Origin of the sequence: uncultured Microbulbifer sp., assembly GCF_947498635.1 — a bacterium.
Taxonomy (GTDB): Bacteria; Pseudomonadota; Gammaproteobacteria; order Pseudomonadales; family Cellvibrionaceae; genus Microbulbifer; species Microbulbifer echini.
Genome location: NZ_CANMKV010000027.1, coordinates 19752 through 44447 on the forward strand (window position 1 = coordinate 19752; position 24696 = coordinate 44447).

The 24696-nt window shown below is 54.8% G+C and carries 22 protein-coding genes; 19 read left to right on the plus strand and 3 right to left on the minus strand.

Annotated features, from left to right (window positions below; all coding sequences use genetic code 11):
* Positions 1-10 precede the first annotated feature (10 nt).
* Positions 11-1627, minus strand: a complete 1617-nt coding sequence (nadB, locus tag Q1A69_RS14055; RefSeq protein WP_299586519.1) for an L-aspartate oxidase — start codon at positions 1625-1627, stop codon at positions 11-13.
* Between the two features lie 169 nt (positions 1628-1796).
* On the opposite strand from nadB, the gene rpoE reads away from it, so the two are divergent.
* From rpoE to Q1A69_RS14085, 6 genes are all read left to right on the plus strand, one after another.
* Positions 1797-2411: an RNA polymerase sigma factor RpoE gene (gene rpoE, locus Q1A69_RS14060; RefSeq protein ID WP_299586522.1), complete on the plus strand. Its 615-nt coding sequence runs from the start codon at positions 1797-1799 to the stop codon at positions 2409-2411.
* A gap of 117 nt (positions 2412-2528) precedes the next feature.
* Positions 2529-3230 (plus strand): sigma-E factor negative regulatory protein, encoded by a 702-nt coding sequence (locus tag Q1A69_RS14065; RefSeq protein ID WP_299586523.1) that lies wholly within the window; start codon positions 2529-2531, stop codon positions 3228-3230.
* Between the two features lies 1 nt (position 3231).
* On the plus strand, positions 3232-4428 hold the full coding sequence (locus Q1A69_RS14070) for a MucB/RseB C-terminal domain-containing protein (protein ID WP_299586526.1): 1197 nt from the start codon (positions 3232-3234) through the stop codon (positions 4426-4428).
* A gap of 5 nt (positions 4429-4433) precedes the next feature.
* Positions 4434-4886: a SoxR reducing system RseC family protein gene (locus Q1A69_RS14075; protein ID WP_299586529.1), complete on the plus strand. Its 453-nt coding sequence runs from the start codon at positions 4434-4436 to the stop codon at positions 4884-4886.
* Between the two features lie 50 nt (positions 4887-4936).
* The gene (ycjG, locus tag Q1A69_RS14080; RefSeq protein ID WP_299586532.1) at positions 4937-5884 is read left to right on the plus strand and encodes an L-Ala-D/L-Glu epimerase; all 948 of its coding nucleotides are present in this window, start codon (positions 4937-4939) and stop codon (positions 5882-5884) included.
* A gap of 35 nt (positions 5885-5919) precedes the next feature.
* Positions 5920-6387, plus strand: coding sequence for a DUF2846 domain-containing protein (locus Q1A69_RS14085; RefSeq protein ID WP_299586535.1), 468 nt, complete (start codon positions 5920-5922; stop codon positions 6385-6387).
* Between the two features lie 92 nt (positions 6388-6479).
* Here Q1A69_RS14085 and mpaA read toward each other — a convergent pair whose 3' ends face one another.
* On the minus strand, positions 6480-7184 hold the full coding sequence (gene mpaA / locus Q1A69_RS14090) for a murein tripeptide amidase MpaA (protein ID WP_299586538.1): 705 nt from the start codon (positions 7182-7184) through the stop codon (positions 6480-6482).
* Between the two features lie 176 nt (positions 7185-7360).
* Here mpaA and Q1A69_RS14095 point away from each other — a divergent pair, with 176 nt between their 5' ends.
* The 8 genes from Q1A69_RS14095 to acpS all read left to right on the plus strand — a co-directional run bounded on the left by Q1A69_RS14095 (position 7361) and on the right by acpS (position 14844).
* Positions 7361-8755 (plus strand): Do family serine endopeptidase, encoded by a 1395-nt coding sequence (locus Q1A69_RS14095; RefSeq protein ID WP_299586540.1) that lies wholly within the window; start codon positions 7361-7363, stop codon positions 8753-8755.
* A gap of 133 nt (positions 8756-8888) precedes the next feature.
* Complete coding sequence (gene lepA / locus Q1A69_RS14100) at positions 8889-10694, plus strand: translation elongation factor 4 (RefSeq protein WP_299586543.1); 1806 nt, start codon at positions 8889-8891, stop codon at positions 10692-10694.
* Positions 10695-10738: 44 nt separating this feature from the next.
* Entirely contained in the window at positions 10739-11506 is a 768-nt protein-coding gene (lepB, locus tag Q1A69_RS14105; protein ID WP_299586546.1) for a signal peptidase I, read from the plus strand.
* A 49-nt stretch (positions 11507-11555) separates the two neighbouring features.
* Positions 11556-11996: a DUF4845 domain-containing protein gene (locus Q1A69_RS14110; RefSeq protein WP_299586549.1), complete on the plus strand. Its 441-nt coding sequence runs from the start codon at positions 11556-11558 to the stop codon at positions 11994-11996.
* Positions 11989-12669, plus strand: a complete 681-nt coding sequence (gene rnc / locus Q1A69_RS14115; protein ID WP_299586551.1) for a ribonuclease III — start codon at positions 11989-11991, stop codon at positions 12667-12669. The genes Q1A69_RS14110 and rnc overlap by 8 nt, the downstream gene beginning before the upstream one ends.
* Positions 12670-12785: 116 nt before the next feature.
* Positions 12786-13685 carry a GTPase Era gene (gene era, locus Q1A69_RS14120; RefSeq protein WP_299586553.1) on the plus strand — a complete coding sequence of 300 codons (900 nt, stop codon included), beginning with the start codon at positions 12786-12788 and terminating at the stop codon, positions 13683-13685.
* A 23-nt stretch (positions 13686-13708) separates the two neighbouring features.
* On the plus strand, positions 13709-14458 hold the full coding sequence (gene recO / locus Q1A69_RS14125; protein ID WP_299586556.1) for a DNA repair protein RecO: 750 nt from the start codon (positions 13709-13711) through the stop codon (positions 14456-14458).
* Positions 14455-14844: a holo-ACP synthase gene (acpS, locus tag Q1A69_RS14130; protein WP_299586558.1), complete on the plus strand. Its 390-nt coding sequence runs from the start codon at positions 14455-14457 to the stop codon at positions 14842-14844. The genes recO and acpS overlap by 4 nt, the downstream gene beginning before the upstream one ends.
* A gap of 35 nt (positions 14845-14879) precedes the next feature.
* Here the strand turns inward: acpS and Q1A69_RS14135 are convergent, their stop codons facing one another.
* The gene (locus Q1A69_RS14135) at positions 14880-17711 is read right to left on the minus strand and encodes a response regulator (RefSeq protein WP_299586561.1); all 2832 of its coding nucleotides are present in this window, start codon (positions 17709-17711) and stop codon (positions 14880-14882) included.
* A 213-nt stretch (positions 17712-17924) separates the two neighbouring features.
* On the opposite strand from Q1A69_RS14135, the gene cysM reads away from it, so the two are divergent.
* From cysM to hemH, 5 genes are all read left to right on the plus strand, one after another.
* Positions 17925-18815, plus strand: a complete 891-nt coding sequence (cysM, locus tag Q1A69_RS14140; protein WP_299586564.1) for a cysteine synthase CysM — start codon at positions 17925-17927, stop codon at positions 18813-18815.
* Between the two features lie 765 nt (positions 18816-19580).
* Positions 19581-21827, plus strand: coding sequence for a GTP diphosphokinase (gene relA / locus Q1A69_RS14145; protein ID WP_299586566.1), 2247 nt, complete (start codon positions 19581-19583; stop codon positions 21825-21827).
* Between the two features lie 9 nt (positions 21828-21836).
* Complete coding sequence (gene mazG, locus Q1A69_RS14150) at positions 21837-22667, plus strand: nucleoside triphosphate pyrophosphohydrolase (protein ID WP_299586569.1); 831 nt, start codon at positions 21837-21839, stop codon at positions 22665-22667.
* Between the two features lie 141 nt (positions 22668-22808).
* Positions 22809-23462 carry an adenylate kinase gene (adk, locus tag Q1A69_RS14155; RefSeq protein WP_299586571.1) on the plus strand — a complete coding sequence of 218 codons (654 nt, stop codon included), beginning with the start codon at positions 22809-22811 and terminating at the stop codon, positions 23460-23462.
* 179 nt (positions 23463-23641) lie between these two features.
* Positions 23642-24640 (plus strand): ferrochelatase, encoded by a 999-nt coding sequence (gene hemH / locus Q1A69_RS14160; RefSeq protein WP_299586574.1) that lies wholly within the window; start codon positions 23642-23644, stop codon positions 24638-24640.
* The last annotated feature ends 56 nt before the right edge of the window (positions 24641-24696 follow it).

A 24696-nucleotide genomic window follows, 5' to 3' on the forward strand; every position in this document is an offset into this window, starting at 1 on the left:
TTGTGCGCAATCAAATAAACTGCCGTTGGTTGGCGTAATTTTCCGGTACCAAAACAGTATCCATGGCTAACTCACGCAGACCCGGGTAATCCAGAGAGTAATGCAGGCCGCGGCTCTCGCGCCGGTCCAGTGCTGAGCGGATAATCAACTCGGAAACCAGGGCCAGGTTGCGCAGCTCTACTAGGTCGTTAGTAATGCGGTAGTTGGCGTAGAATTCACGGATCTCCCGATGAAGTAATTTTACCCGATGCTGGGCGCGCAACAGACGCTTGCGTGTGCGCACGATACCCACGTAGTCCCACATAAAGCGTCGCAACTCATCCCAGTTATGCGAGATCACTACATCTTCATCGGAGTCGGTAACCCTGGAGGCATCCCAGTCCGCTGCCCTGCGGGGCGACTGCACGGACTCTAGGTGTTCGTCGATATGCAGTGCGGTTGACCGCGCGTAAACCAGACACTCCAGAAGGGAATTGCTGGCCAGACGGTTGGCACCGTGTAGACCGGTAAAGGTGGTTTCGCCGATAGCGTAGAGTTGGTCCAGGTCGGTACATCCGTGCTGGTCTACCATGATTCCGCCGCAGGTATAATGTGCGGCGGGTACCACAGGAATGGGTTCCCGGGTGATATCAATGCCATACTTCAGGCAGTTGCTATAGACCGTGGGAAAGTGCTCGCGCACAAAGCCCGAATCCTTATGAGAGATATCCAGGTAGAGGCAGTCTGCACCGAGGCGCTTCATTTCATGGTCGATAGCTCGGGCGACAATATCCCTGGGCGCCAGCTCGCCGCGCTTATCAAAGCGCTCCATAAAGCGGCTGCCATCGGGCAGTTTCAGCTGTGCGCCCTCGCCGCGCAGGGCTTCAGTAATCAGGAAAGCTTTGGCTTTTGGGTGGTAGAGGCAGGTGGGGTGGAACTGGTTAAATTCCATATTGGCCACCCGACAGCCGGCGCGCCAGGCCATGGCAATACCGTCGCCACTGGCGCCATCGGGATTGCTAGTATACAAGTAGGCTTTACTGGCGCCGCCGGTGGCGAGTATCACCGCCTTGGCTTGCAGCAACTCCACCCCTTCGGTGTTTTTGTTTAGCACATAGGCGCCAGCGCAGCGAAAGCGGCCTTTTTCTGGGTCTGGCTGGCGAATTAGATCTATGGCCACATGGTGCTCGAAACAGTCGATGTTTGGACTGTTGAGCACTTTCATCAGCAGGGTACTGTGTACCGCGCGCCCGGTGGCGTCGGCGCTGTGAATAATACGGCGATGGGTGTGGCCGCCTTCTTTGGTCAGGTGGTAGTCCTCACCTTCGCGGGTAAAGTCCACTCCCTGGTCGATCAGCCAGCGGATCGCTGCCGTGCTTTCTTCCACAGTGAAGCGCACTGACGATGGGTGGCAGAGTCCCGCACCCGCGTCTAATGTGTCTGCAATGTGTGACTCCACCGAATCCATCTCGTCCAGTACCGCGGCGATCCCCCCCTGGGCGAACCAGGTGGAGCCGTCCTGCAGGCGCTGTTTAGAGAGCAGGGCTACGCGGTACTTGGCCGAGAGATGTAAGGCCAGGGTGAGGCCGGCGGCGCCGCTGCCGATTACGAGAACGTCGTAGTTTACCTGGGCATTCATAGATTTCATTTATCTTTTAGGGTCGCGTAGTATAGCGCCTCCTGATTATTCGTCGATTTGACGTGGAACTTATGTCCTATTGTCAGTGTCTTCAACAGAGTAAAAGAAACGCCTGCGCAGGCAGCTCATTAATAAATAGTCGTGGCGCCCGTAGTGTGGCTGGATATGGGAGTTGGGGATGACAGCGCATCAGGCGTCAACGAGTGACCGCGAGCTGGTAGAGCGGGTTCAAAAGGGAGATAAACGCGCTTTTGACCTGTTAGTACTCAAGTATCAACACAAGATTGTTGCCGTAGTCAGTAGGTTCATTAAGGACCACAGTGAGGTACAGGATGTAACTCAGGAGGCCTTTATCAAGGCCTATCGAGCGCTCGCCAATTTCCGCGGCGATAGCGCTTTTTACACATGGATGTACCGTATTGCGATTAATACCGCTAAAAACCACCTGGTTTCCCGCAGCCGCAGGCCACCATCCTCCGACGTGGATTTGGAGGATGCCGAGTTCTACTCGGGTGCTGACCTGTTGCGGGATAACGAGACGCCTGAAAATCAGATGTTTCGGGATCAGCTGGAAGCCGCGGTGCACCGCGCCATTCGTGCCCTGCCAGAGGATCTGCGCTCAGCGGTTACGCTGAGGGAGCTTGAGGGACTGAGTTATGAGGAAATCGCCGAGGTGATGGGATGCCCGGTGGGTACGGTGCGTTCGAGGATATTTCGCGCACGGGAAGCGATTGACCGGACAGTCCAGGCCGTGATGGCCGGGGAACCGGAAACACTGGGTGACCGAAGTTAAATTAGCGGAAAATTTTCCCAGCTGGGGAAACCAACCGCCGCGAGCCCGGTCATAACTCATACCAACTATGGTGCGTGTGGGCACCGAATAAATGATTGCACAAGAGGGTTAACCCCTATGTCCCACGGGAATCATCAGGAACGTCTCAACGAGTCGCTCTCGGCGCTTATGGATGGCGAAGTCAGCGAGTTGGAGTTGCAGAGGCTTCTCAAAGCTTCGGCTGCTTCTGAAGAGTTGGGTGCGCGCTGGTCACGCTACCAACTGGCGGCGAGCGTAATGCGCCGCGAACAGACTGCCCCGGTCGATAGTGGTCTCGCCGCGAGTATCTCAGCGGCAATCGATCTCGAAGAGCCGCTATCGCAAGAGGGGAGTGGTGGTGCGATTGCGGCCAATGGGTTGATCAACAACCGCTGGTGGCGTCCGCTTTCACGTGGCGCTGTAGCCGCGACTGTGGCGTTCGCCGCGATCTTAGGGGTTCAGCAGATGACCGATACCCAGCAGAGTCCGGTGCAGGGAGCCGATTTGGTAGCGGAAGTCGAGCGACCGGCTCAGCCGGTGGTTCAATCCGCCCCACAGCCATCCGGTTTCTATGTGCCTGCGCCATCTACCCGATCTGTGAGCACTGCGACTCCGCGGTTTGTTCCGGAACAGCGCGGTGGCGTTGTCGGTCAACAGGTCATCCAGCAGGCGCCTACGCCAGAGCTGATGCGCCACTTAAACCGCGTAATGATTCAACATTCCGAACAGGCCGCGCATGTCGGAAGCCAAGGTATGGTGCCTTTTGCACGCGCGACCTATGGCGAACAAGTTGGAATGTAGCGTGACGAAAGCCGTTTTCAGGGGGAGTCTTATCCGTATTGGAATTCGCAGGGCCAGCAGTTTGCTGCTGGCTTCCTCTCTGCTGGCGCTGGCGCTGCCGGTGTTGGCGCAAGACGCCGTTGGCACCGAAGCCGGTATTTCCTCCAGCGTTCCAAGTACCATTCACCTCGATATGGCCAGCTCCCAGGCTGCGGCCGCTACCGTGGTTAGCGCCACTGTAGAAGCCGCCACCAGTCCGGCCTCGTCGGTGGCTGGCCAGGAATCTCTGGCAGAGCCTTCTCTCATTGACCCCACGGTGCTCTCTTCAGAGGCTTTGTCCAACCCGGGTGCGGTTTCTGTCGCGGTGGCCGGCAACGAGGTAGAGCAGTGGTTGGCCAAGTTGGCTACGGCAGTTGCAGAGCTGGAGTACAGTGGGCTGGTGACTTTTGAGCACGCCGGTATGCTGGAAACGCTTCAGGTGGTGCACGCTGTGCGCGATGGTGAGCAGGTGGAGCGAGTGCGTTACCTGAGTGGTGAGCCGCGGGAGTTGATCAGTCACGGCAGTGGCGGCAACTGTGAGTTCGGTGTATCGCCCAGCGCCAGAACCACTTTGTGGAATGCGGTGGGACAGCAACAGGTACAGCGCGCTTATCAGTTTATCCTGCGCGGTGAGGAGCGTATTGCTGACCGCGATGCGGTGGTGATTGAGGCCCGGCCACGCGACCGCTATCGCTTGGGGCTGGTGGTCAGTCTCGATCGGGAGACCGGGTTACCGCTCAAAACTATGCTGGTCAGTACTCAGGGCCGCGTGTTGGAGCGCTATCAGTTTGTTCAGTTGGACCTGTCACCGATTGAGGACTCCGCTCTCGATGCCGTCTCCAAGAATGCCCGACGTGTGGATAACCGTGCCACTTGTGAATCTTCTCAGAGTCGCTGGCAGGTGCGTTGGCTGCCGGAAGGCTTTAAGGTCGTCTCGGTAAAGCCACTGTCCGATGGCGATATGATGGTCTTCAGTGATGGGCTGGGTGTTTTCACAGTATTTGTGCAGCGTCTTGGACCCGAGCTTGAGGATTTCAAAGGTCGCGCGATACGGGGTGCAACCGTAGCTTATATGGACCGGATGGAAGTGAACGGCGTAGCTTATACCATTACCGTTGTGGGGGAGATCCCCGATGCTACGGCGCGCAGAGTGGCTAGCTCCATTATTGAAAAAGGCTGAATGCCTTGCTTGAAGAGCGCGGCCGTATTGTCGCCATAGAGTCTGATGCTGTCTGGGTGGAAACCATCCAGCGCAGCGCCTGCAATGGCTGTGAGGCCAAATCTGGGTGTGGCACAGGTCTTCTTGGCGATTTCTTTTCTTCTTCCACACGGGTGCGTGCCGTTCTCAATGGCTACCCCGCCAATAAAATTTCCCTGAATGATACTGCGGTGATTGGTATTAATGAAAATGCCCTCACTAGCAGCACCTTGCTGGTTTATTTGGTGCCTTTGATCTCCCTGCTGCTCTTGGCGTTACTGGGTGATTACCTGTTTGCTGAGGCCGGGGCGGTAATTGGTGCTCTCGCCGGTCTTCTTGGGGGCGCTTTGGGTGTTCGCTGGTACAGTCGCCTCCAATCCGCCAACCCTACCTATACACCGGTGCTTTTGCGGGTCGAGCCCGAAAGCGAGCGCTCTTAACTTACGGAACCTAAACTGATAGCTCCAAGGTTTATGGATTGGAGTTTTTCATGCTGGCCCGCTGCTACATAGAACGCTGGCCCCTGCGCACGGCTTTTGTTATTTCTCGAGGGGCTCGCACCGAGGCAGAAGTTGTGGTGGTAGAGGTCAAGCTGGAGGGCTGTGTGGGTATTGGAGAGTGTACCCCTTACGCCCGCTACGGCGAGAGCCCCGATTCTGTGGTCAGGCAGCTCGAGCCCCTCTTATCCGAACTTGCTGCAGGCTTGAAACGAAGTGCTCTGGCGTCGCGCCTACCGGCCGGTGCCGCGCGAAATGCTCTGGATTGCGCTTTGGCGGACTGGGAGGCCCGCTACAATGGCGAGACCTTTTGCGGCCCGGATTCCCTACCCACCGTGCAGACATTGGTGATCGACAGCCCGCAGGCGATGGCCATGGCGGCGATTGAAGCTGTGGCTGCAGGGGTGGGGGTGCTCAAGCTTAAATTGGATGATCGTCACGTCCTTGAACGGGTCGCAGCCGTGCGTGCTGCCGCGCCCGGCGCTCAGTTAGTGATTGATGCCAATGAGGCTTGGTGCAGTGACAATCTGGTGGCGCGCTGCGAGCGGCTGGCGGAGTTGGAGGTTGCTATGCTAGAGCAACCGTTGCCCGCCGGTGATGATGATTTTCTCGCTACTTTTACCCATCCCCTGCCCATATGTGCCGATGAAAGCTGCCATACCCGTACCGATCTGCAGCGCCTGAAAGGGCGCTATGAGATGATTAATGTCAAACTCGATAAGACGGGTGGTATTGGCGAGGCAGAAGCCTTAGCGGAGGAAGCGGTTAGACAGGGGTTTGAGGTGATGCTCGGCTGTATGTTGTGTACTTCACGAGCAATCCGCGCCGCCTGGCCCCTGGGTCCCAGGGCTCGCTATCTAGACTTGGACGGCCCCACTTGGCTGGCCAAGGATGCGGAGCCCCCTTTGCGCTTTACCGCCGGCCGAGTTTTTTGGTCGTAAATGGGTAGTTGTGTGATCTGGAAATTGAGAATTTAATGAAAAAATTATTCTTGTTGATTTTAGTGGTTATTGTTTCTGGGTGTGCGGCGAGTGGACCTGTTTTTTCACCTCTGCCGGCATCAGAAACGAGAGCAACCGTTTATATATACAGACCAAAAACAGTTGTTAATTGCTGTGTTTCTCCAGAATTGTTTGTAAATGAAAAAAAAGTAGGCTCACTTAAGAATGGTGGTTACTTGGTGTATCAATTAGAAACAGGCATTTACAGATTTACTGCAGAGAATGAGTCCGTAGGCTTTTATCGTTTAGATTTAGACCTAGAGCTGCAAGCTGGTAAAACTTACTATCTAAAATGGTTTGTGGGTGATTTGTCTTCACTAGAGACAGCTGTATACGGAGGTATTGGAGTTGGTGTTGCGAACTATGACTATAAATTCATCCGGTTACCAGGTGAAGTTGCAATGCCAGAAATCAGAACCCTGAGTTATTCTGGCCCACAGTAAAGCGTTGCAGTTTGTATCTTATTTTTTGTTCGGTCAGAATATTCTATTTTCATGCTAGTTACTCGCAAGGTGCGTGGTTGCTGAATGCGGTTTTAACGGTCATGGGTAAGCAGGCTGATAAATATGTCTAGGTACTCTTCACTGGCAGCATCGGCAGAGATGGGTGGGAGTTCAACTGTGATACAGGGCAGGGCGCGCTCGGCGCACCAGGTACCGAAGGAGCCGGGTGTTTGGTAACCTACCTCCTTGACCAATGGCAACTGTAACCCCTCGGCCAGCCAGATGCCCAGGTCTGTCTGATCCGGGTCCTCCACACAGCCGAGAGGTTCATGGATCGATACTGTCCACTTAGGTTTTAGTTTATCAATCAGCTGGCAGAGAGCTGAGGTCTCGCTTTCCGAGCCGGGGCTGTCGCCGGTGCTCAGTTTCACGTCGCGGGCATCTGCCGAGCTGTTCCAGCGGTACACATTGCCGCCACCATCCCAGTTTTTTGTGGCAAAGTTGCGGTTCAAATCTACTCCGTGCGCGTTGCAGCGTGTGCCCAGTTGGCATCCATCGGGATTTACCGCCAGTATCACATGGTGCTTGAGGTGTTGCGCTGCCAGAGAACGCAGGGCGCAAGACAGTGCAACGACGGCCGCGACTTCGTCGCCGTGAGTGCCGGCCATTATTAGGCCTGCGCTGCAGCTGGAGTGTGCGGGAAAGTAAAAAAGAGGGGCTCCGAGAGCACTGTGTCCGTACAGCTCTCTGGCGAGGTGGAATTGACCGCGCTGTGGACGCGGGCGCAATCTGGACATCGCAGGCCCTTTACACAGATTTACAATAGGCGGGAGAACTTTTGTGGCTGTATAGCCACTAAATCGTTACTGATTGTCCTCAAAGGGGCCACAGCTACTTTGCCAAGGCAAACCCTGGAAGGGACTCAATTTCCAATGGTTTCATATTAGAAGGGAACACTAGGGGTAACAAACCTATGGTTAAACGTTGTTCACAATATCTATTGGTGCTCTGTCTTTTGGTTTCCGCAGCTGCCAGTGCGCGCGGGCTGCCAGAGCTTACCGAACTCATCCAGGAAAATTCCCCGGCGGTGGTGAAAATCAACACCGTAGACCGCAACCGGGTGGCCCGCGGCAATAATGCACCGCAATATCAGCAGGAAATCCCCGATATTTTCCGGCACCTGCTTGAGCCCCGCCGGCGTCAGCGCCCGGTGGCCAGCATGGGCTCCGGTTTTATTATCTCCGACGATGGGTACATCGTGACGAATAACCATGTGGTCGAAGGCGCAGATCAAGTCACGGTTACCTTGACTGATCGCCGCGAGTACGAGGCCAAGGTGATCGGTACCGATGAGCGTTCCGACCTCGCGCTTCTCAAAATTGAAGCCGAGGACCTGTCGGCGGTGCGCTGGGGTGACTCCGAGGAGCTTCAGGTGGGCGAGTGGGTGGTTGCGATCGGCTCTCCGTTTGGTCTCGATTACTCCGCCAGTGCCGGTATCGTGAGTGCAATGGGGCGCAGTATCCCCAATGAAAGTCGCGAGAACTATGTACCATTTATCCAAACCGATGTGGCTATCAACCCCGGCAACTCCGGTGGGCCCCTGTTTAATCTCGATGGCGAAGTGGTTGGCATCAACTCCCAAATCTATACCCGTAGTGGCGGCTCTATAGGTCTCTCGTTCGCGATTCCTGCGAGCCTGGCCCAGGATGTATTGGCCCAGCTGAAAGAAAAAGGGCGCGTGGACCGGGGTTGGCTTGGCGTGGGAATCCGCAATGTGGACCGCGATATGGCCCAAGCAATGGGGCTCGGCAAGCCCTCTGGCGCATTGGTGGAGCAGGTGAGCCCAGGTACCCCTGCGGCTGAGGCCGGGATCAAGCCCGGCGATATCATCACGCGTTTCGATGGTCGCAAGATCGGTGTACACGGAGACCTGCCCCACGTTGTTGGTCAGGTTCGCCCGGGTACTGAGGTGCCTGTTGAGCTGATGCGCAAGGGTCGGACTGAAAAGCTGCAAGTGATTGTCGGTTCCCTGCCGGGCTCGGATGAGGAGCGTAGCCAGGCTTCGGTTCAGCCTGCTGCTAGAGTCGGTGGGCCTCTCGGGGTGGTTGTAGAGGAAATCCCTGAGGGTATGAAGCAGCGCTGGAATGTCGATGCCGGTGTGTTGGTGCGTCAAGTGATCCCCGGCAAGCCTGGCGCCAAAGCGGGGCTGCGCAGTGGTGATATCATTGCCCAGTTGGGCTTTGAAGAAGTGACAGATATAAAAGACTACAAAACAGTGGTCGATGATCTGCCCAAAGACGAGCTGCTGCCAATCCGTTTCTTCCGGTCCGGACAGTCAACTTTCCGCACAATTAAGATCGAAAGTTAAGTGTGAAGGGTGAATGGTGGCCCAATGGGTCACCTGCCCCTCACCTCTGCCCATGAGTTCTGTTAGACTTGCGCCACACAGCTGCCAACGCCGTCAGCTAATCATATGATTTTTCAAGGGTTTTTATTCCGCAGTGGCAACAGATCTCTCACATATCCGCAATTTTTCCATTATTGCCCATATCGACCACGGGAAATCTACCCTGGCGGATCGCTTTATTCAGGACTGTGGTGGTCTCTCCGACCGCGAAATGGAAGCGCAGGTGCTCGACAGCATGGAGCTGGAGCGCGAGCGCGGGATTACTATCAAGGCGCAGAGCGTAACGCTCGACTACAAAGCGCGGGATGGTAAAACCTACCAGTTGAATTTCATTGATACACCGGGACACGTGGACTTTTCCTATGAAGTATCCCGCTCTCTGGCGGCCTGTGAAGGGGCGTTGCTGGTGGTGGATGCGGCTCAGGGTGTTGAGGCTCAGTCGGTGGCCAACTGTTACACCGCGATCGAACAGGGCCTGGAAGTTATCCCGGTACTGAACAAGATGGACTTGCCTCAGGCAGATCCGGATAAAGTTGCCGAGGAGATCGAAGATATTATCGGTATCGATGCGGCCGATGCCACCCGCTGCAGTGCCAAGTCCGGCTTGGGTGTGGAGGACGTACTGGAAGATCTGGTGCGGCTGGTGCCCCCGCCAAAAGGTGATGTCGAGGCACCGCTGCAGGCACTGATAATCGACTCTTGGTTCGATAGTTACCTGGGCGTAGTGTCGCTGGTACGCGTGGTTCATGGCACTCTGAAAACCAAGGATAAGATTGTCACCAAGTCAATCGGTCGCGCCCATGTGGTGGACAGCGTTGGCATCTTCACCCCCAAACGCCATGAAACCGGAGTGTTGCGCGCCGGTGAGGTGGGCTTTGTGGTGGCTGGAATCAAAGATATCCACGGTGCCCCGGTGGGGGACACTCTGACCCATGCCAAGGGCGTCGATGACATCAAGATGCTGCCTGGCTTCCAGAAGGTCAAGCCGCAAGTGTATGCGGGCCTGTTCCCGGTGAGCTCCGATGACTATGAGGCCTTCCGCGATGCACTGGAGAAGCTCTCCCTCAATGACGCCTCCCTGTTCTACGAGCCGGAGACCTCCGATGCCCTCGGCTTTGGTTTCCGCTGCGGCTTTCTCGGCATGCTGCATATGGAAATTATCCAGGAGCGCCTGGAGCGGGAATACGACCTGGATCTGATCACCACGGCGCCCACGGTCGTTTACGAGGTTGAGAAAACCGATGGCGAGGTGATGATGGTCGATAACCCCTCGCGCCTGCCAGATTTGGGCAATATCGAGGAAATGCGCGAGCCCATCGCCGAGGTGAACATTCTGGTACCGCAAGAATACCTGGGCAACGTTATTACCCTCTGTGTCGAGAAGCGTGGTATTCAGAAAGATATGCAGTACGTGGGCTCTCAGGTTTCCCTGCGCTACGAGCTGCCGATGAGCGAAGTGGTGATGGACTTCTTTGACCGTCTCAAGTCGGTCAGCCGCGGTTTCGCTTCCTTGGATTACGGTTTTGTGCGCTTCGAAGCGGCAAAACTGGTGCGCCTGGATATCCTCATTAACGGTGATCGCGTCGACGCATTGGCTCTGATTGTGCACCGGGAGAATGCCCAGCAAAAGGGGCGTGCCATGGCGGAAAAAATGAAAGAGCTAATTCCCCGGCAGATGTTCGACGTAGCGATTCAGGCGGCTATCGGCGGCCAGGTCGTATCGCGGACCACGGTGAAAGCCCTGCGCAAGAATGTGACCGCAAAATGTTATGGTGGCGACGTCACCCGTAAGAAAAAACTGTTGGAGAAGCAGAAAGCGGGTAAGCGTCGTATGAAACAACTCGGTCGTGTGGAAGTGCCGCAGGAAGCCTTCCTGGCCGTGCTGAAAGTGGATCAATAGTGGGCTCGGCCCACCATTGGGATCAAGGATAATAGAGATACATAATGGATATTAATTTACCTCTGATTCTGCTCTGGTTGGTTGCAATCAGTGGCGGTATCTGGCTGGTGGACAGCCTGTTTTTTGCCCGTCGACGCAAAAAAGAAGGTGTTGCTAAGCAGGAAGATCCAATTGTTGTGGAGTACGCAAAGTCGTTTTTCCCGATTTTGGCCATCGTCTTTGTGTTGCGCTCGTTTATTGTTGAGCCTTTTCAAATCCCGTCCGCCTCTATGGTGCCGACTCTGCAGGTGGGCGATTTTATCCTGGTTAACAAGTACGAATACGGCCTGCGCCTGCCGGTGTCGCGTACCAAGGTTGTAAATATCGGTGAGCCCCAGCGCGGCGATGTGATGGTGTTTTTCCCTCCGCACATGAACGATACCTACTTTATTAAACGCGTCATCGGTCTGCCTGGCGACAAGATTGAGCTGAAAAACAATGTGCTCTATGTCAACGGTGAGCTGGCGCCACAGGAGCTGATACAGGCCGTTCCCCCGGTTAACCCTCAGGTAGAAATCCTGTGGGAAAACCTCTATGGCCAACGCCACTTGATGGCCAAAAATGTACGTAGCGGCGAGTACGGTAACTTCAGCGGAACTGTACCGGAAGGTCACTACTTTATGATGGGCGACAATCGCGACAACAGCCTCGACAGTCGTGCCTGGGGTTTTGTGCCAGAGCAAGATGTGGTGGGAAAAGCCTTTGCCATTTGGATGCATTGGGATAATTGGCTCAGTTTGCCCAGTTTTAAACGTGTAGGCTCTATCCAATAATGAGAACACCGCCGGTGTTGCGCCGGCGATATGGATTGAGGGCAAAGTTATGGGTAGTGCAAATCATTGTTCACTGGGGCACCAGCGCGGTATGAGTTACTGGGGTTGGTTACTGGTTATTGCGGTGCTGGGTTTTGCCCTCACCTGTGTCTCCAAGATGGCGCCGGCCTATGTGGATGCGCGCTACGTGAGTGAAGCATTGAAAACCCTGGGAGATAATCCCGAACTGGAAAGTATGTCGACGGGCCAGATTAAGAAAGAGCTGGGCCGTTTTTTCCTGATCAATAATGTGCGTGGCGAGCCCACTAAATCACTGCAGGTGGTAAGGGGGGCAAAGAGCACGGTGGTCAGCATTAATTACGAGTTGCGCCAGCCGTTGATTTACAACGTGGATGTCGTAATGAAATTTAACAAACAGCTCGATACGGCCAAGCCCGAGCTTTGTTGTGATCCTTTGGTAGATCTGGAGCAATTCCGCAAACGTGACTGACCTTTTACTGGAGCGCCTTTGCAAGCGCCTTGGCCATAAGTTTGAACAGAGAGAGCTGCTGGAGTTGGCTCTCACGCACCGTTCCCACGGTAGCCGTAATAATGAGCGCCTGGAATTTCTCGGTGACTCCATCCTCGGCTTTACCATCGGTGCCGCACTCTACGAACAGTTCCCTCAGGGGCGTGAAGGTCAGCTGAGCCGTTTGCGCGCGCAGTTGGTCAGTGGTGAAACCCTGGCAAAGCTGGCCCGTGAGCTGGATATCGGCGATTGTCTGCGCCTCGGCGAAGGAGAGATGAAGAGCGGAGGGTTTCGCCGCGCCTCCATTCTGGCCGATGCGGTGGAGGCCCTGATCGGTGCTATTTTTCTCGATACGGACTTGGAGACTGCCCGTTCGAGGGTGTTGGACTGGTTTGCACCGCGTTTACAGGACCTATCCCTGGAGACGGTAAAAGACCCCAAGACGCGCCTGCAGGAGTGGTTGCAAGCGCGCAAGAAACCCCTGCCGGAATACTCGGTCGTAAATGTATCCGGTGCCGAGCACGCCCAGCACTTTATAGTTGAATGCCGCGTCAGCGGCTTGGCGCAGCCGGTTCGCGGTGAAGCCAACAGTCGTCGCGCTGCAGAAAAAACCGCTGCGATAGAGGCCTATAAGCGCCTCACTGGCCAGGACTAACCTTACAATGAGAGCTGGTGCGGATCATCGCCCGGCTCGAACAGATGGCCCCCGCACACTGGGGGCGAGCTGGGCCTGGGGCTTCCGGGTACCTGCAACCCTTTCGGAGAAATTTCTTGAGCGAACAACCCTCTCGCTGCGGCTATGTCGCGATTGTCGGCCGTCCCAATGTGGGAAAGTCCACACTGCTGAATCATTTACTGGGGCAAAAACTGGCGATTACCTCGCGCAAACCCCAGACCACCCGCCACAATATGCTCGGTATTAAGACCGAGGGGCCCAACCAGATTATCTTTGTTGATACACCTGGACTGCATTCAGATCAGGAAAAAGCGATCAATCGCTATATGAATCGAGCAGCTTCCAGTGCGGCGCGGGATGTAGATGTGGTTGTGTTTGTGGTGGAGCGTACCCGCTGGAGTGAGGGAGACCAGTTGGTGGCCGATAAACTGCGCGGCCTCAAATGCCCGCTGATCATCGCTGTCAACAAGGTCGACCAGTTGAATGACAAGGGTGAGCTGCTGCCGCAGTTACAGGCCTTGGCGGAACAGAACCCCAAAGCGGAAATTGTGCCCATTTCGGCATTGCGCAACGTCAACCTCGACACTCTGGAAGAGGTGATTCTCCAACATTTGCCTGAGGGGGAGCACTTCTACCCTGAAGACCAGGTTACCGATCGCAGCTCGCGTTTTCTTGCCGCAGAAATTGTGCGGGAAAAAATTATGCGTCAGCTGGGCGCAGAGGTGCCCTATCAGGTGACGGTTGAAGTGGAAGAATTTGCTCAGGAAGGCAAGGTCTTGCATATCAGTGCGGCGATCCTGGTGGAGAGGTCCGGGCAAAAGCGCATGATCATTGGCAATAAGGGTGAGCGTATCAAGCTGATTGGCAGTCAGGCTCGCGAGGATATGGAGCGCCTGTTCGATAGCAAAATCATGTTGAATCTGTGGGTTAAAGTGAAGTCAGGGTGGTCTGATGACGAGCGCGCTTTGCGCAGCCTCGGCTACCGGGACGATTAACCCCATTCGCTTGGCCGACCACCATGAAGACACCACCGCCGGCGCAGCCGGCGTACATTCTGCACTCCCGTCCCTACCGTGACTCGAGTCTGATTCTCGAGTTGGTTACCCCGGATTTCGGCCGTATTGCGTGTGTTGCCCGCGGTGCGCGTCGGGACAAGCAACGGCGTCAACAGGCGCTGCAACCGTTTACCCCTTTGCTGGTTACTCTGCTGGGTGCCGGATCACTGAAGACCCTGGGGCCGGTGGAGAATGCCGGCGCGCCTCTTTGGTTAAAGGGGCGCGCCGTATATGGTGGGCTCTACGCGAATGAGTTGATGGTACGTCTGTTGCCGGAAGGGGAGGCCCACTACGGGTTATTTGCGGCCTATCAGCGCCTTTTGCAGGAGCTAGCCGACCTGGGAGGTACCGAGAGCACCGAGCTGGAAGGGCCGCTGCGCAGTTTTGAGCTTCAACTGTTGACGGAGCTGGGTAGCTGCCCGCCGTTGGATTACTGCGTTCAGAGTCAGGGAGCGGTGAGTGAAGATGGCAGCTATCGGCTGGAATTGGAGCTGGGTTTTGTGCCGGTGCATAGGCAACCGGCGCGTGCCGGGCGCGAGAGAGAGTTTTACGGTGCAGAACTACTGGGTATGCTGAGGGCACGGGAGAGCGGCTGTTGGTCGGCGGATATACTGGCCCCGGCAAAGCGTTTGACCCGTATTTTACTGCGCTCTTTACTGGGAGATAAGCCATTGCAGAGCCGTGAATTATTCAAGCAGGTCTATGGGAAATGATCGTCAGTATCGGTACCGATATTTGCAGTTACGGCCGGATCGAATCTGTTTGGCAGCGCCATGGGCAGCGTTTTGTGACGCGGATACTGAGCGATGGCGAGCGCTGTGATTTTGCCGATCTGCCCGAGGTCAATTGTGCGGCCTATTTGTGTAAGCGCTTCGCCGCAAAAGAAGCTGTTGGGAAAGCGCTGGGTACCGGCATTGGTAAGGGTGTTTCCTGGCAAGATATTGAAGTTCGCCGGCGTCAGGGCGCGGCTCCACTGGTGCTGCTGCACGGCGAGGCGCGAAGACACGCTGAGGCGATGGGCGTCAGTGTGATCCACCTTTCACTGTCCGATGAAAAGGATGCGGCCCTGGCATTTGTGATTTTTGAAGCCCGCGATTAGCCGGGCGGGCTCCCGGCTGCACTCCAGTGGGGTATTTAGGCAACCTCCAACCCAAACAGGGTATCCAGATCCTGTTCAGATGCCCATTCGCGCAAGGCGCGAATTTCTCGCAGCACAGCATCCAGCTTGCGTCGATCGAGCATCGGATTTTCCTTATTTTGTTGGGTGCGCAGCTCTTCCTGTAATACACAGGTGGCTTCGCGCAGGCGCGCCACGCCGCAGTAACAGCAGCCGCCGTGCATACGGTGGGTCAGTTCAAACATTCCCTTCAGATCGTCAAGTCCCTGCAGGCGCTCAAGTTCTCGCTCGTCGCTCATCAATCCATCAATAAGCATTTGCAGCATGTCTCTGGCCAGCTTGGCGTCCCCGTTGGCGAGATTCAGGCTCTCGCCGATATCCACCAGTCTTACCTGTTTGGGGTTCAGTGTTTCCACCACCTGGGGGGTGATGATTTTGAGCCAGCGCTTGATCATATGGGAGAGCTGGGCCTCACTTACCGGCTTGCTCAGATAATCGTCCAGCCCGGCGGACAACAGTCGCGCCTTCTCCTCTGCCCCCACATGGGCGGTGAGGGCGATAATGGGCGTACGCTTGCCGGTTTCTCGCTCGCGAATACAGCGGGTGACTTCAATACCGTCCATGCCGGGCATCTGGATATCCATAAAGACCAGATCGAAGGCACCCTTTTGCCAGTGCAGTAAAGCTTCCTCGCCACTTGCGGCGATAACCACTTCCACACCTTGAGCGCGTAATAGCTCTCCTACCAAGCGCCGGTTGGCGGCGTGGTCGTCCACGGCTAGCACCTTGGGTGGGGCGGGCCAGGGCAGTGCGGGCACAGCGCCGCTGCTGGAGCGCTGTTGGCTTTGTTGAGGCACCGCTCTTTTCAAGGCGCGTAACAGGTTCTCACGCGTTACCGGTTTACCGAGGAATGTCAGGGTGCGGGTGCGCAGTTGCTCATAGCAGCGGCGCAACTCCGCCGGGGCGCCGAGAACAATGACTCGACACTGATAAGCGTCGACCAGTGACTGCACTTTGGTGCTGAAACTGTCGAAATCTCCCTCGGCGATGGCGGTGTCGATAATTAATGCATCTGGCAGCGCGTCGTGCCGCCACATTTGCTCAATTGCGGGCTGCAAGGTATCGGTATCGGCGAGCTCCACCGGTTCCACCTGCCACTGCTTGAGCAGCTGTGCGACCTGGGTGCGGGTGAGCTGGTTGGGGTCGGCGACTAATATGCGACAGTCGGGGAAAAGCACCCGCGGGGGGATTCCCCGGTTGCGTTCTGGCATCAGCGTTAGCTCTACCCAACAGGTGCTGCCACCATTGGCGGCCACCTCCATACCGGTGCTGCCGCGCATACGCTCAACCAAGCTGCGGGCGATGGACATGCCGAGGCCGTTGGCGCTGATTTGCTGCGAGTGTTGCGGTGTTTTGGCGTTGAGGATTTGTTCCAGCTCACGGCGGCCGGGGTCATCAATACGGTTTCCGAGATCGGTCACGCCGATACGCAATACCAACTCAGAATCCTTGTTGCTTTGCACCGTCAGGCGTACAGGGATATTGCCGTTCTCCGAACTGCGCACGGCATTGCCGAGGAGGTTGGTAAAGATTTGCTTGGTGCGCAGGGGGTCGCCTACCAATGTGGCCGGTAACTGCGGGTCGATAAGCGGTACCAGCTCCAGGTGATGTTCGTAGGCATAGGGAGCGAGTATCTGCAGGGTCTCCTCCAGTAACTGCCCAAGGTCCATGGGAATATGATCGAGTACCAGGTTGCCGGATTCGATACGGGAAAAATCCAGGATATCGTTAATGGTGGTGAGGAGACTTTCCGAGGAGCGCAGGATGGTTTGCAGGTAATCCTGCTGTAACTCATCAATTTCAGTTTTGAGTAGTAGGTTGGTAAAGCCAATAATGCCGTTGAGGGGGGTGCGAATTTCATGGCTGGTATTGGCCAGAAACGTCGACTTGATACGGCTCGCCTCCTGGGCTCTTTTGCGGGCCAGATCCAGCTCAATATTCTGTTCTTCCATACTGTCGAGGGACTGCCGTAGATCGTCCATGCTCTGTAGTATGTTTGATTTATAGTCCCGCTGATAGTTGCCGAGACTCTCCCCCATTTCATTGATCTGGCTGGCCAGTTGTGCGAGCTCGCGGTTTTCTATTTCGTGAGTGCGGCGATCGAACTCACCGCGGCCTATAGCCTGCAGAACCTGCCCCATGCGCACCAGACTGTGAGCAAAGCGCTCAGACAAGATCACCGACCAGGCCAGGGCCGCCAGGGTACAAATAATCAGGCCTACAAGGCCAACGAGTAATACCTGATAGGTGCCCACGAGAAAGTAGGGTCGGTGCAGCTCGATACTGATCCAGCAGGTGGTTATATCACCCTTTAATGGCTGTAAAACCTGCAGGGTTTCGTCATCTTCAAAAATAAAGGCTTCGCGTTTATTGAGCTGATCGCTGGTGATGGGAGTGCGTGGCCGTGGACCAACACTGGCCAGTAGTCCCAAGCCGGTGGCTATATCAAGCGGACGCTTCGCACTGGCTTCTGTGGAATAGATATGTACCGAACGGACCATATCCTTTTCCAGCATCAGAGCTAGCAGACTTTTACGCAGCCACTCCATGCGCAGCTCAGAGGGGTGCCCACCGCTCATCTCGATCAGTTCGGCCAGCTGTTCTGCGCTCGCGCGTCCGTGGCTTAGTAGTAGTTGACGGCGGTCGTGCATTTGTTGGAGTGTGAAGACCAGGGCCAGGGTCATAGCCAGGATCAGCGCTGGAGCTACCGTGAAGCGAAACATGGTTGAACGCAGCGAGCGCAGCTCAGAAGGCGCCGGTATGGAGGTGTCGGTATTGTTTGGGGCCATGGCGAGTAGAGGGCCTTGTCGATTATTTTTTCCCCATTTTACCTGTATGTAAGTAGAGGCGCACTCTTATCCCCGCTATAGAGGGCAATGTTTTTCTGTTATGGGTGAGCGTAATAACTCGACTATACAGTCCACCTAAGGAGTCGTTATTTAGACTGGGGGTAAGCTTCGGGTACACTGTGCGGCCGCTATACATGTCTGGATCAATGCATTATGGATTACCCCACGATTGCTGACTGCGTAGGCAATACCCCCCTGATTAAGCTGCAGCGCCTGCCCGGTGATACCAGCAATACGATTTTGCTTAAGTTGGAAGGCAATAATCCGGCCGGTTCAGTAAAAGACCGTCCGGCGCTCTCAATGATTAACCATGCCGAAGGTAAGGGGCAGATCAAATCTGGGGATACTTTAATAGAGGCGACCAGTGGCAATACCGGTATTGCACTGGCAATGGCGGCGGCTATTAAGGGTTATCGAATGATCCTGATTATGCCGGACAGTGCGACTGCGGAGCGCAAGGCCTCTATGACTGCTTACGGTGCTGAGTTAATTCTGGTCAGCGCAGAGGAAGGTATGGAGGGGGCCCGAGACTTGGCCCTGAAAATGCAAGCCGAGGGCAAGGGTTTGGTGCTCAATCAATTTGCCAATACCGACAACCCCCTGGCCCACTATGAGGGCACAGGCCCTGAGATCTGGCAGCAGACCGATGGACAAGTGACACACTTTGTTTCCTCCATGGGCACAACCGGCACCATTATGGGCTGTGGCCGCTTTTTAAAAGAGCAGAATCCCGCTATTCAGGTCGTGGGCTTACAGCCTACGGACGGTTCCAGTATCCCCGGTATCCGTCGTTGGCCCGAGGCTTACCTACCGAAAATTTTTGTCCCCGAGGAGGTGGACCTGGTCATTGATATGGATCAGCGTGAAGCCGAAGAGATGACACGTAGACTAGCGCGGGAGGAGGGTATTTTTTGTGGTGTTTCCTCTGGAGGGGCTGTTGCCGGTGCTCTGCGCCTCTCAAGCCAAGTGGAGAATGCTACGATTGTGGCCATCATCTGCGATCGGGGGGATCGTTACTTATCATCTGGGTTGTTCAATTCGTGAGGCTTTACGGGGCGTGCAGTATTTCTGTTGCGCCTCTGTGTTAAATCGGGTGCTGGTGAACCTTGATGTTGGTTGTTGCTCTTAGGTTAAAAGGCCGCTATTTTCCCAGTTATTTTTCTTTAAAGCATATTTCAAAATCTTTTTTCTAGGGTTTATTTAAAGGCTCTTTGCCTTGCGATCATTTTCTCCCTGAGAGTAGAGGTACCATGGAATTTCTAGCGGTACTTTATTCTTATTATTGCAAAAGAATTTTTTGCCTCGATTTTGTCCACTAATGGTGTGTGCCGGCACGAAGATTTGATCGCGTTTTATAGGCTGGTAGTATTTTTTAGATGCCGAAAATTAACTCTTATTTTTGCTGATTTGATCAAAACTAGAGTTGAATACATGACGTGCAATTGCCGACCTTTCAGGCGATGGAAAAGTCATTGGAAGCTAAGCAAATTCTTTTCGGCTTGCAAATCCCTCCTTTGGTCGAGTTGTCCTTGCCCGCAACGTTTTTTCAAATTATTTGGCCTGGTTCGTTATGGTGTCGTAGTTTGCGGCTCCCGGTGAAAAGTTTTGTCCGCAGTGGGGTAGGTTATCGCTGAATTTCGCGCAGCTTATTGAAAAACATAAAGAAAATCGTGGACTTTAGTGTGCCCAAACCTATGATAGAAACGCCCCTTAAATGGAGTGCGCACTGCATTTGGCTGGTATTGCAGTTTTACTGGCTGGCAATGGGTGCCAATGCGTTTACAAATTCCTGTTTCGGTTCGGTAAAACATGGTTCAAGTCAGAAAACATCATTCCTTTGGAGGTGAGAGCGAGCACGATTTGGAATCGTGGTTGCGCCATGTACAGAAATTGGCTGGGCTGGATGGTGCCGCTATAGTGATCCTGCGTCGCGCCGCAGAAGTCAGTGCTGAGGCCGAACAGCGAGCGATCGATGCAGAAAATATTTGGGCGGAAGGTGCCAGCAGTTTTGCCTCGGGCCTGGAAATGGCGGAGATACTGGCGGATCTGCAAATTGACTCCGAAGCCCTGGTGGCCGCGGTACTCTACCGGGCGGTTCGGGAAAAGCGCCTGGCGATAAAAAAGGTGGAAGAGGAGTTTGGCCCTGTCGTGGCCAAGCTGATTCGCGGTGTCTTGCGCATGGCGGCGATCCGCAGTCGCAGTGCGGATACCGGCGAAGGTGGTAAAGGTGGGGCGGTCGAGGAGCACTCGGAAAATATTCGCCGTATGTTGGTGGCACTGGTTGACGATGTCCGAGTTGCCCTGATTAAGCTCGCCGAGCGCACCTGCGCCATTCGCGCGGCAAAAAATGCTGAGCCGGCAAAGCGTCAGCGCGTGGCCCGCGAAGTGGCCGACGTCTATGCGCCACTGGCCCACAGGCTCGGTATCGGGCACATCAAATGGGAGCTGGAGGATCTGTCTTTCCGCTATTTGGAGCCCGAGGATTACATGCAGATCGCACGTCTGCTGGATGAAAAACGGCTGGCCCGACAGAAATATATCGATGAGGTCTTAGAACTTCTGCGCTCAGAGCTGGCGCGGGCGGACATTGAAGGAGATGTCTACGGCCGCGCGAAGCATATCTACAGTATCTGGCGTAAAATGCGCCGCAAAAATATCGGTTTTTCCCAGGTTTACGATATACGTGCCGTGCGTATTCTCGTGCCTACGGTACGGGATTGCTATGCGGTGCTGGGGATAGTGCACAACCTATGGCGCAACATTCCCAATGAGTTTGATGATTATATTGCCTCCCCAAAGGAAAATGGCTATCGCTCCCTACATACGGCGGTGATCGGCCCAGAGCGCAAAGTGTTGGAAGTGCAGATTCGTACTTTTGCCATGCATGAAGAGGCCGAGTACGGGGTTTGTGCACATTGGCGCTATAAAGGCACCGATTTGAAAACAGAGAGCCAGGATAGCTACGAGCAAAAAATTTCCTGGTTGCGCCAAGTGCTTGATTGGCATGAAGAGGTGGGGGGGAACCCCTTGCAGGATGACCTGCAGGCCGGGGAGGGGGACTCGCGTATCTATGTGTTCACCCCCGATGGGCACGTGGTCGATCTGCCTCGCGGCGCGACGCCTCTGGATTTTGCCTACAAAATTCACACTGAGATCGGTCACCGCTGCCGCGGAGCTAAGGTGGATGGACGCATTGTGCCGCTCAATCACGAACTTGAAACCGCCAACCAGGTGGAGATTCTTACCGGAAAGCGTGAAGCGCCCAGCCGCGATTGGCTGTCATCGGGTATGGGGTATATCACCACTTCGCGGGCGCGGGCCAAAATTATCCACTGGTTCAAGCAGCAGGCACGCGACCAAAATATTGCGGATGGCCGCAGTATCCTCGACGGCGAATTCAAGCAACTGGCCCTCAGTGATTTTGATTTTGAAAAGCTTGCAGCCAAGCTGAACATGCACTCGCTGGATGACCTCTATGCGGCAGTGGGGGCTGGAGATATCGGTGTGGGGCAGGTATTGAATACCGCCCAGCGCATGATCAAGGTCGATAATGTCGAGCGAGTGCCCTCACTCACCGCTCCGGTGGCCTCCGGGGCGGGCAAGGCGGATGTTTATATTGAAGGCGTTGGCAATTTACTGACGCATATTGCCGGTTGCTGTAATCCCGTACCTGGTGATGAAATTATGGGCTACATCACTCTTGGCCGCGGTGTGTCGATACACCGCAAGGATTGCGCGAATATGCTGCGCATGCAGACGGAGGAATCCGAGCGGGTACTGGAGGTTAACTGGGCGGCAAAGCCGAGGGAGCTCTATGCAGTGGAAATCGTCATCGAGGCTTATGATCGCCTCGGACTACTGCGCGATGTCACTGCCATGCTCGACAGCCAGAAAATCAATATTACGGCGATGCAAACCAATACCAATAAGCATAAGCATACGGTTGAAATGGTGCTTACCGCTGAGATCCACAATTTTGAAGAATTGAGTTATGTATTGCACCGCATTAACCGCCTGCCTAATGTGGCATCGGCGAAGCGGCGCATGCTGCGCTGAGGGGGATAATTGCAAAATCAGTACACGGTGGAGGACCTGCTCCACCTGATGGCCCAGTTGCGCAACCCGGATGGAGGTTGCCCCTGGGACTTAAAACAGACATATGCCACGATTGTGCCCTCCACGATAGAGGAGGCCTACGAAGTTGCGGAAGCGATTGAGATTGAGGATTACGAACACCTGCACGAAGAGCTTGGGGACTTATTGTTCCAGGTGATTTTTTACTCCCAGCTCGGGCGCGAGCAGGGCCATTTCGATTTTTCCCGTATTGTGGACACCCTGGTGCGTAAATTGGTGCGCCGCCATCCCCATGTATTTCCCAGTGGAGACCTCTATGGCGAGAATGATACCGCTGCAGTGGATGAGGCTCAGGTAAAGCGGAATTGGGAGGCGATCAAGGCGGAGGAGCGCAGTAAAAAGGGGGAAGTCGGCATTCTGGCTGGCGTCACTGCGGGGCTGCCGGGATTGACACGCGCGGCCAAATTACAGAAACGGGCCTCTCAAGTGGGATTCGACTGGCCGGATATCCATGGCGTACTGGATAAAATTGAAGAAGAAGTAGCGGAGCTGCGGGAGGCCATCGAAGCCGGAGATCGCGAGCATGCCGGTGAGGAGCTCGGCGATTTACTGTTTTCTTGTGTCAATGCTGCCCGACATCTCAAAATTGACCCAGAGACGGCACTACGTCAGTGCAATCGTAAGTTCGTGCGTCGTTTTGGCGCTGTGGAAACGGCACTCCGGGCCGATGGGCGTGTGCCTGCAGATGCGAGTTTGGAGGAGTTAGATGGGCTTTGGGAGCGGGCAAAAGCGAGTGAGAAACCGCGCTCCGGCAATGAGTGATCGAGGTAAAAGGGTCGCTTACCCTGCGGGAATGGGTACATAACGGCCACAATCTTGCCCAATTTGGGGTGTGCGTGTAAGGTAGCGCTCTTTTGGCGCGGCGGCTATTGATGCGTCGACAGTTTTGGAGGCTAACTGAACATGCGAATTATTCTCTTGGGGGCGCCGGGAGCCGGCAAGGGCACTCAGGCACAATTCATAACAGAGAAGTTCGGCATTCCGCAGATCTCCACCGGCGATATGCTTCGCGCAGCGGTGAAAGCGGGCACCCCTCTCGGCCTGCAGGCGAAAGACATCATGGAGGCCGGCAAGCTGGTTTCCGATGACTTGATTATTGCCCTGGTGAAGGAGCGCATTACCCAGGCGGACTGTGCCAATGGATTCCTGTTCGATGGATTCCCGCGCACTATTCCCCAGGCACAAGCCCTGCTGGATGCGGATGTCCACATCGATCACGTGCTGGAAATTGCAGTGGATGATGAGGAAATCGTTAAACGCCTTTCCGGGCGACGCGTACACGAAGGCTCTGGCCGTGTGTACCACACCGAGTACAACCCACCCAAAAGCGAAGGTGTGGACGATGTGACTGGCGAGGCATTGGTACAGCGTAGCGACGATACTGAAGAGACTGTGCGCAAGCGCCTGGCGGTTTATCACGAGCAAACAGCGCCGTTGGTTGGCTTTTACCGAGAGCTGGAAGCGCGCTCCCCTGAAGCGGCCCCCAAATACAGTAAAGTGATGGGTGTTGGCAGCATGGATGATATCCGCGAAAAGGTCATCGAGGCACTCAGCTGATTGCTGCAATCGCACTTTTTTATAAAGCCCCCACTTGGGGGCTTTTTTGTATCTTGCCGAATTGCCGGGGACCCCTTTGCGCAGTTTCAGGGAGCGCTATCCCTTGTAGTTGATTGGTCAATCATTAAGATTGCCGGCAGGTTTTTCCTGGCAAAATTGTATTTCAGACGGGTCTTTGTATGTCCACAGCGATAGTTTTGATGAATCTGGGTACCCCCGCACACCCCACGGCACCTGCGGTGAGAGAATTCCTGCGGGATTTCCTCTCCGATCCCCGCGTGGTGGAAATACCCCGGCCGCTGTGGCTGGCCATCTTAAATGGCTTCATATTGCCTTTTCGCCCGAAGCGCATTGCTCCGGCTTATGCAGAAATATGGAATTGCAGTGCAGACGGTGCGCAGGTTGAAGGTTCTCCACTTCTCTACTATACGCGTCGCCAGGCTGAGTTGTTACAAAAGCATCTGAACGATAAAGGGCGGGACCTTGCTGTAGAATTTGCGATGACTTATGGCGAGCCGCGCCTTGACAAGGTTATTGATGGTTTGCGAAAGAAAGGCTATGAATCCTTTATCGTTTTACCCTTGTATCCCCAGTACTCCGCTACGACGACGGCTGCCATTTACGATCAAGTGGCGCAGATTTTTCGAAAAAGTCGTGATATTCCGGATATTACCCTGATTAGGGAGTATTACCATTCACCGCTTTATATTAAATCTCTAGCCAATTCCGTTAGAGAGCATTGGCAGAAGTGCGGCCAGGCCGAAAAACTCATGTTGTCATTCCACGGTATTCCCAAAGCGAATGTTGATAAGGGAGACCCCTATTATCGCCACTGCCAGGAAACGGCGAGGCTGCTCGCTGAAGAATTGCAAATTACTCAGGATCGCTGGCAAGTTACTTTCCAGTCACGCTTTGGTAAAGCGGAGTGGTTGCAGCCTTATACGGATAAAACACTAATCGAGTGGGGAAAAAGCGGAATTAAGAGTGTCGATGTAATCTGCCCGGCTTTTTCGGCGGACTGTTTGGAGACACTAGAAGAAATTTCGGTGGAGAATCGCGCTAATTTTATCGATGCCGGCGGCAGTGAATACCATTATATTCCCGCGTTAAATTTACGTGCAGACCATATTCAAGCACTTGCCGCGATTATTGAAGATAAGTTGCCTGGAGCAAAATAATTTCAAGCTTTTACCAATTTGGTCACCGTAAAAGGCAATTTGATAAGAAAAAGATA

Coding starts and splice junctions, on each gene's coding strand:
- nadB (WP_299586519.1), bottom strand. CDS start 1,627: ATGAAATCTATGAATGCCCAGGTAAACTACGACGTTCTCGTAATCGGC.
- rpoE (WP_299586522.1), top strand. CDS start 1,797: ATGACAGCGCATCAGGCGTCAACGAGTGACCGCGAGCTGGTAGAGCGG.
- mpaA (WP_299586538.1), bottom strand. CDS start 7,184: ATGTCCAGATTGCGCCCGCGTCCACAGCGCGGTCAATTCCACCTCGCC.
- cysM (WP_299586564.1), top strand. CDS start 17,925: ATGGATTACCCCACGATTGCTGACTGCGTAGGCAATACCCCCCTGATT.
- hemH (WP_299586574.1), top strand. CDS start 23,642: ATGTCCACAGCGATAGTTTTGATGAATCTGGGTACCCCCGCACACCCC.
- Q1A69_RS14065 (WP_299586523.1), top strand. CDS start 2,529: ATGTCCCACGGGAATCATCAGGAACGTCTCAACGAGTCGCTCTCGGCG.
- lepB (WP_299586546.1), top strand. CDS start 10,739: ATGGATATTAATTTACCTCTGATTCTGCTCTGGTTGGTTGCAATCAGT.
- adk (WP_299586571.1), top strand. CDS start 22,809: ATGCGAATTATTCTCTTGGGGGCGCCGGGAGCCGGCAAGGGCACTCAG.
- recO (WP_299586556.1), top strand. CDS start 13,709: ATGAAGACACCACCGCCGGCGCAGCCGGCGTACATTCTGCACTCCCGT.
- Q1A69_RS14085 (WP_299586535.1), top strand. CDS start 5,920: ATGAAAAAATTATTCTTGTTGATTTTAGTGGTTATTGTTTCTGGGTGT.
- relA (WP_299586566.1), top strand. CDS start 19,581: ATGGTTCAAGTCAGAAAACATCATTCCTTTGGAGGTGAGAGCGAGCAC.
- ycjG (WP_299586532.1), top strand. CDS start 4,937: ATGCTGGCCCGCTGCTACATAGAACGCTGGCCCCTGCGCACGGCTTTT.
- Q1A69_RS14135 (WP_299586561.1), bottom strand. CDS start 17,711: ATGGCCCCAAACAATACCGACACCTCCATACCGGCGCCTTCTGAGCTG.
- acpS (WP_299586558.1), top strand. CDS start 14,455: ATGATCGTCAGTATCGGTACCGATATTTGCAGTTACGGCCGGATCGAA.
- Q1A69_RS14110 (WP_299586549.1), top strand. CDS start 11,556: ATGGGTAGTGCAAATCATTGTTCACTGGGGCACCAGCGCGGTATGAGT.
- Q1A69_RS14095 (WP_299586540.1), top strand. CDS start 7,361: ATGGTTAAACGTTGTTCACAATATCTATTGGTGCTCTGTCTTTTGGTT.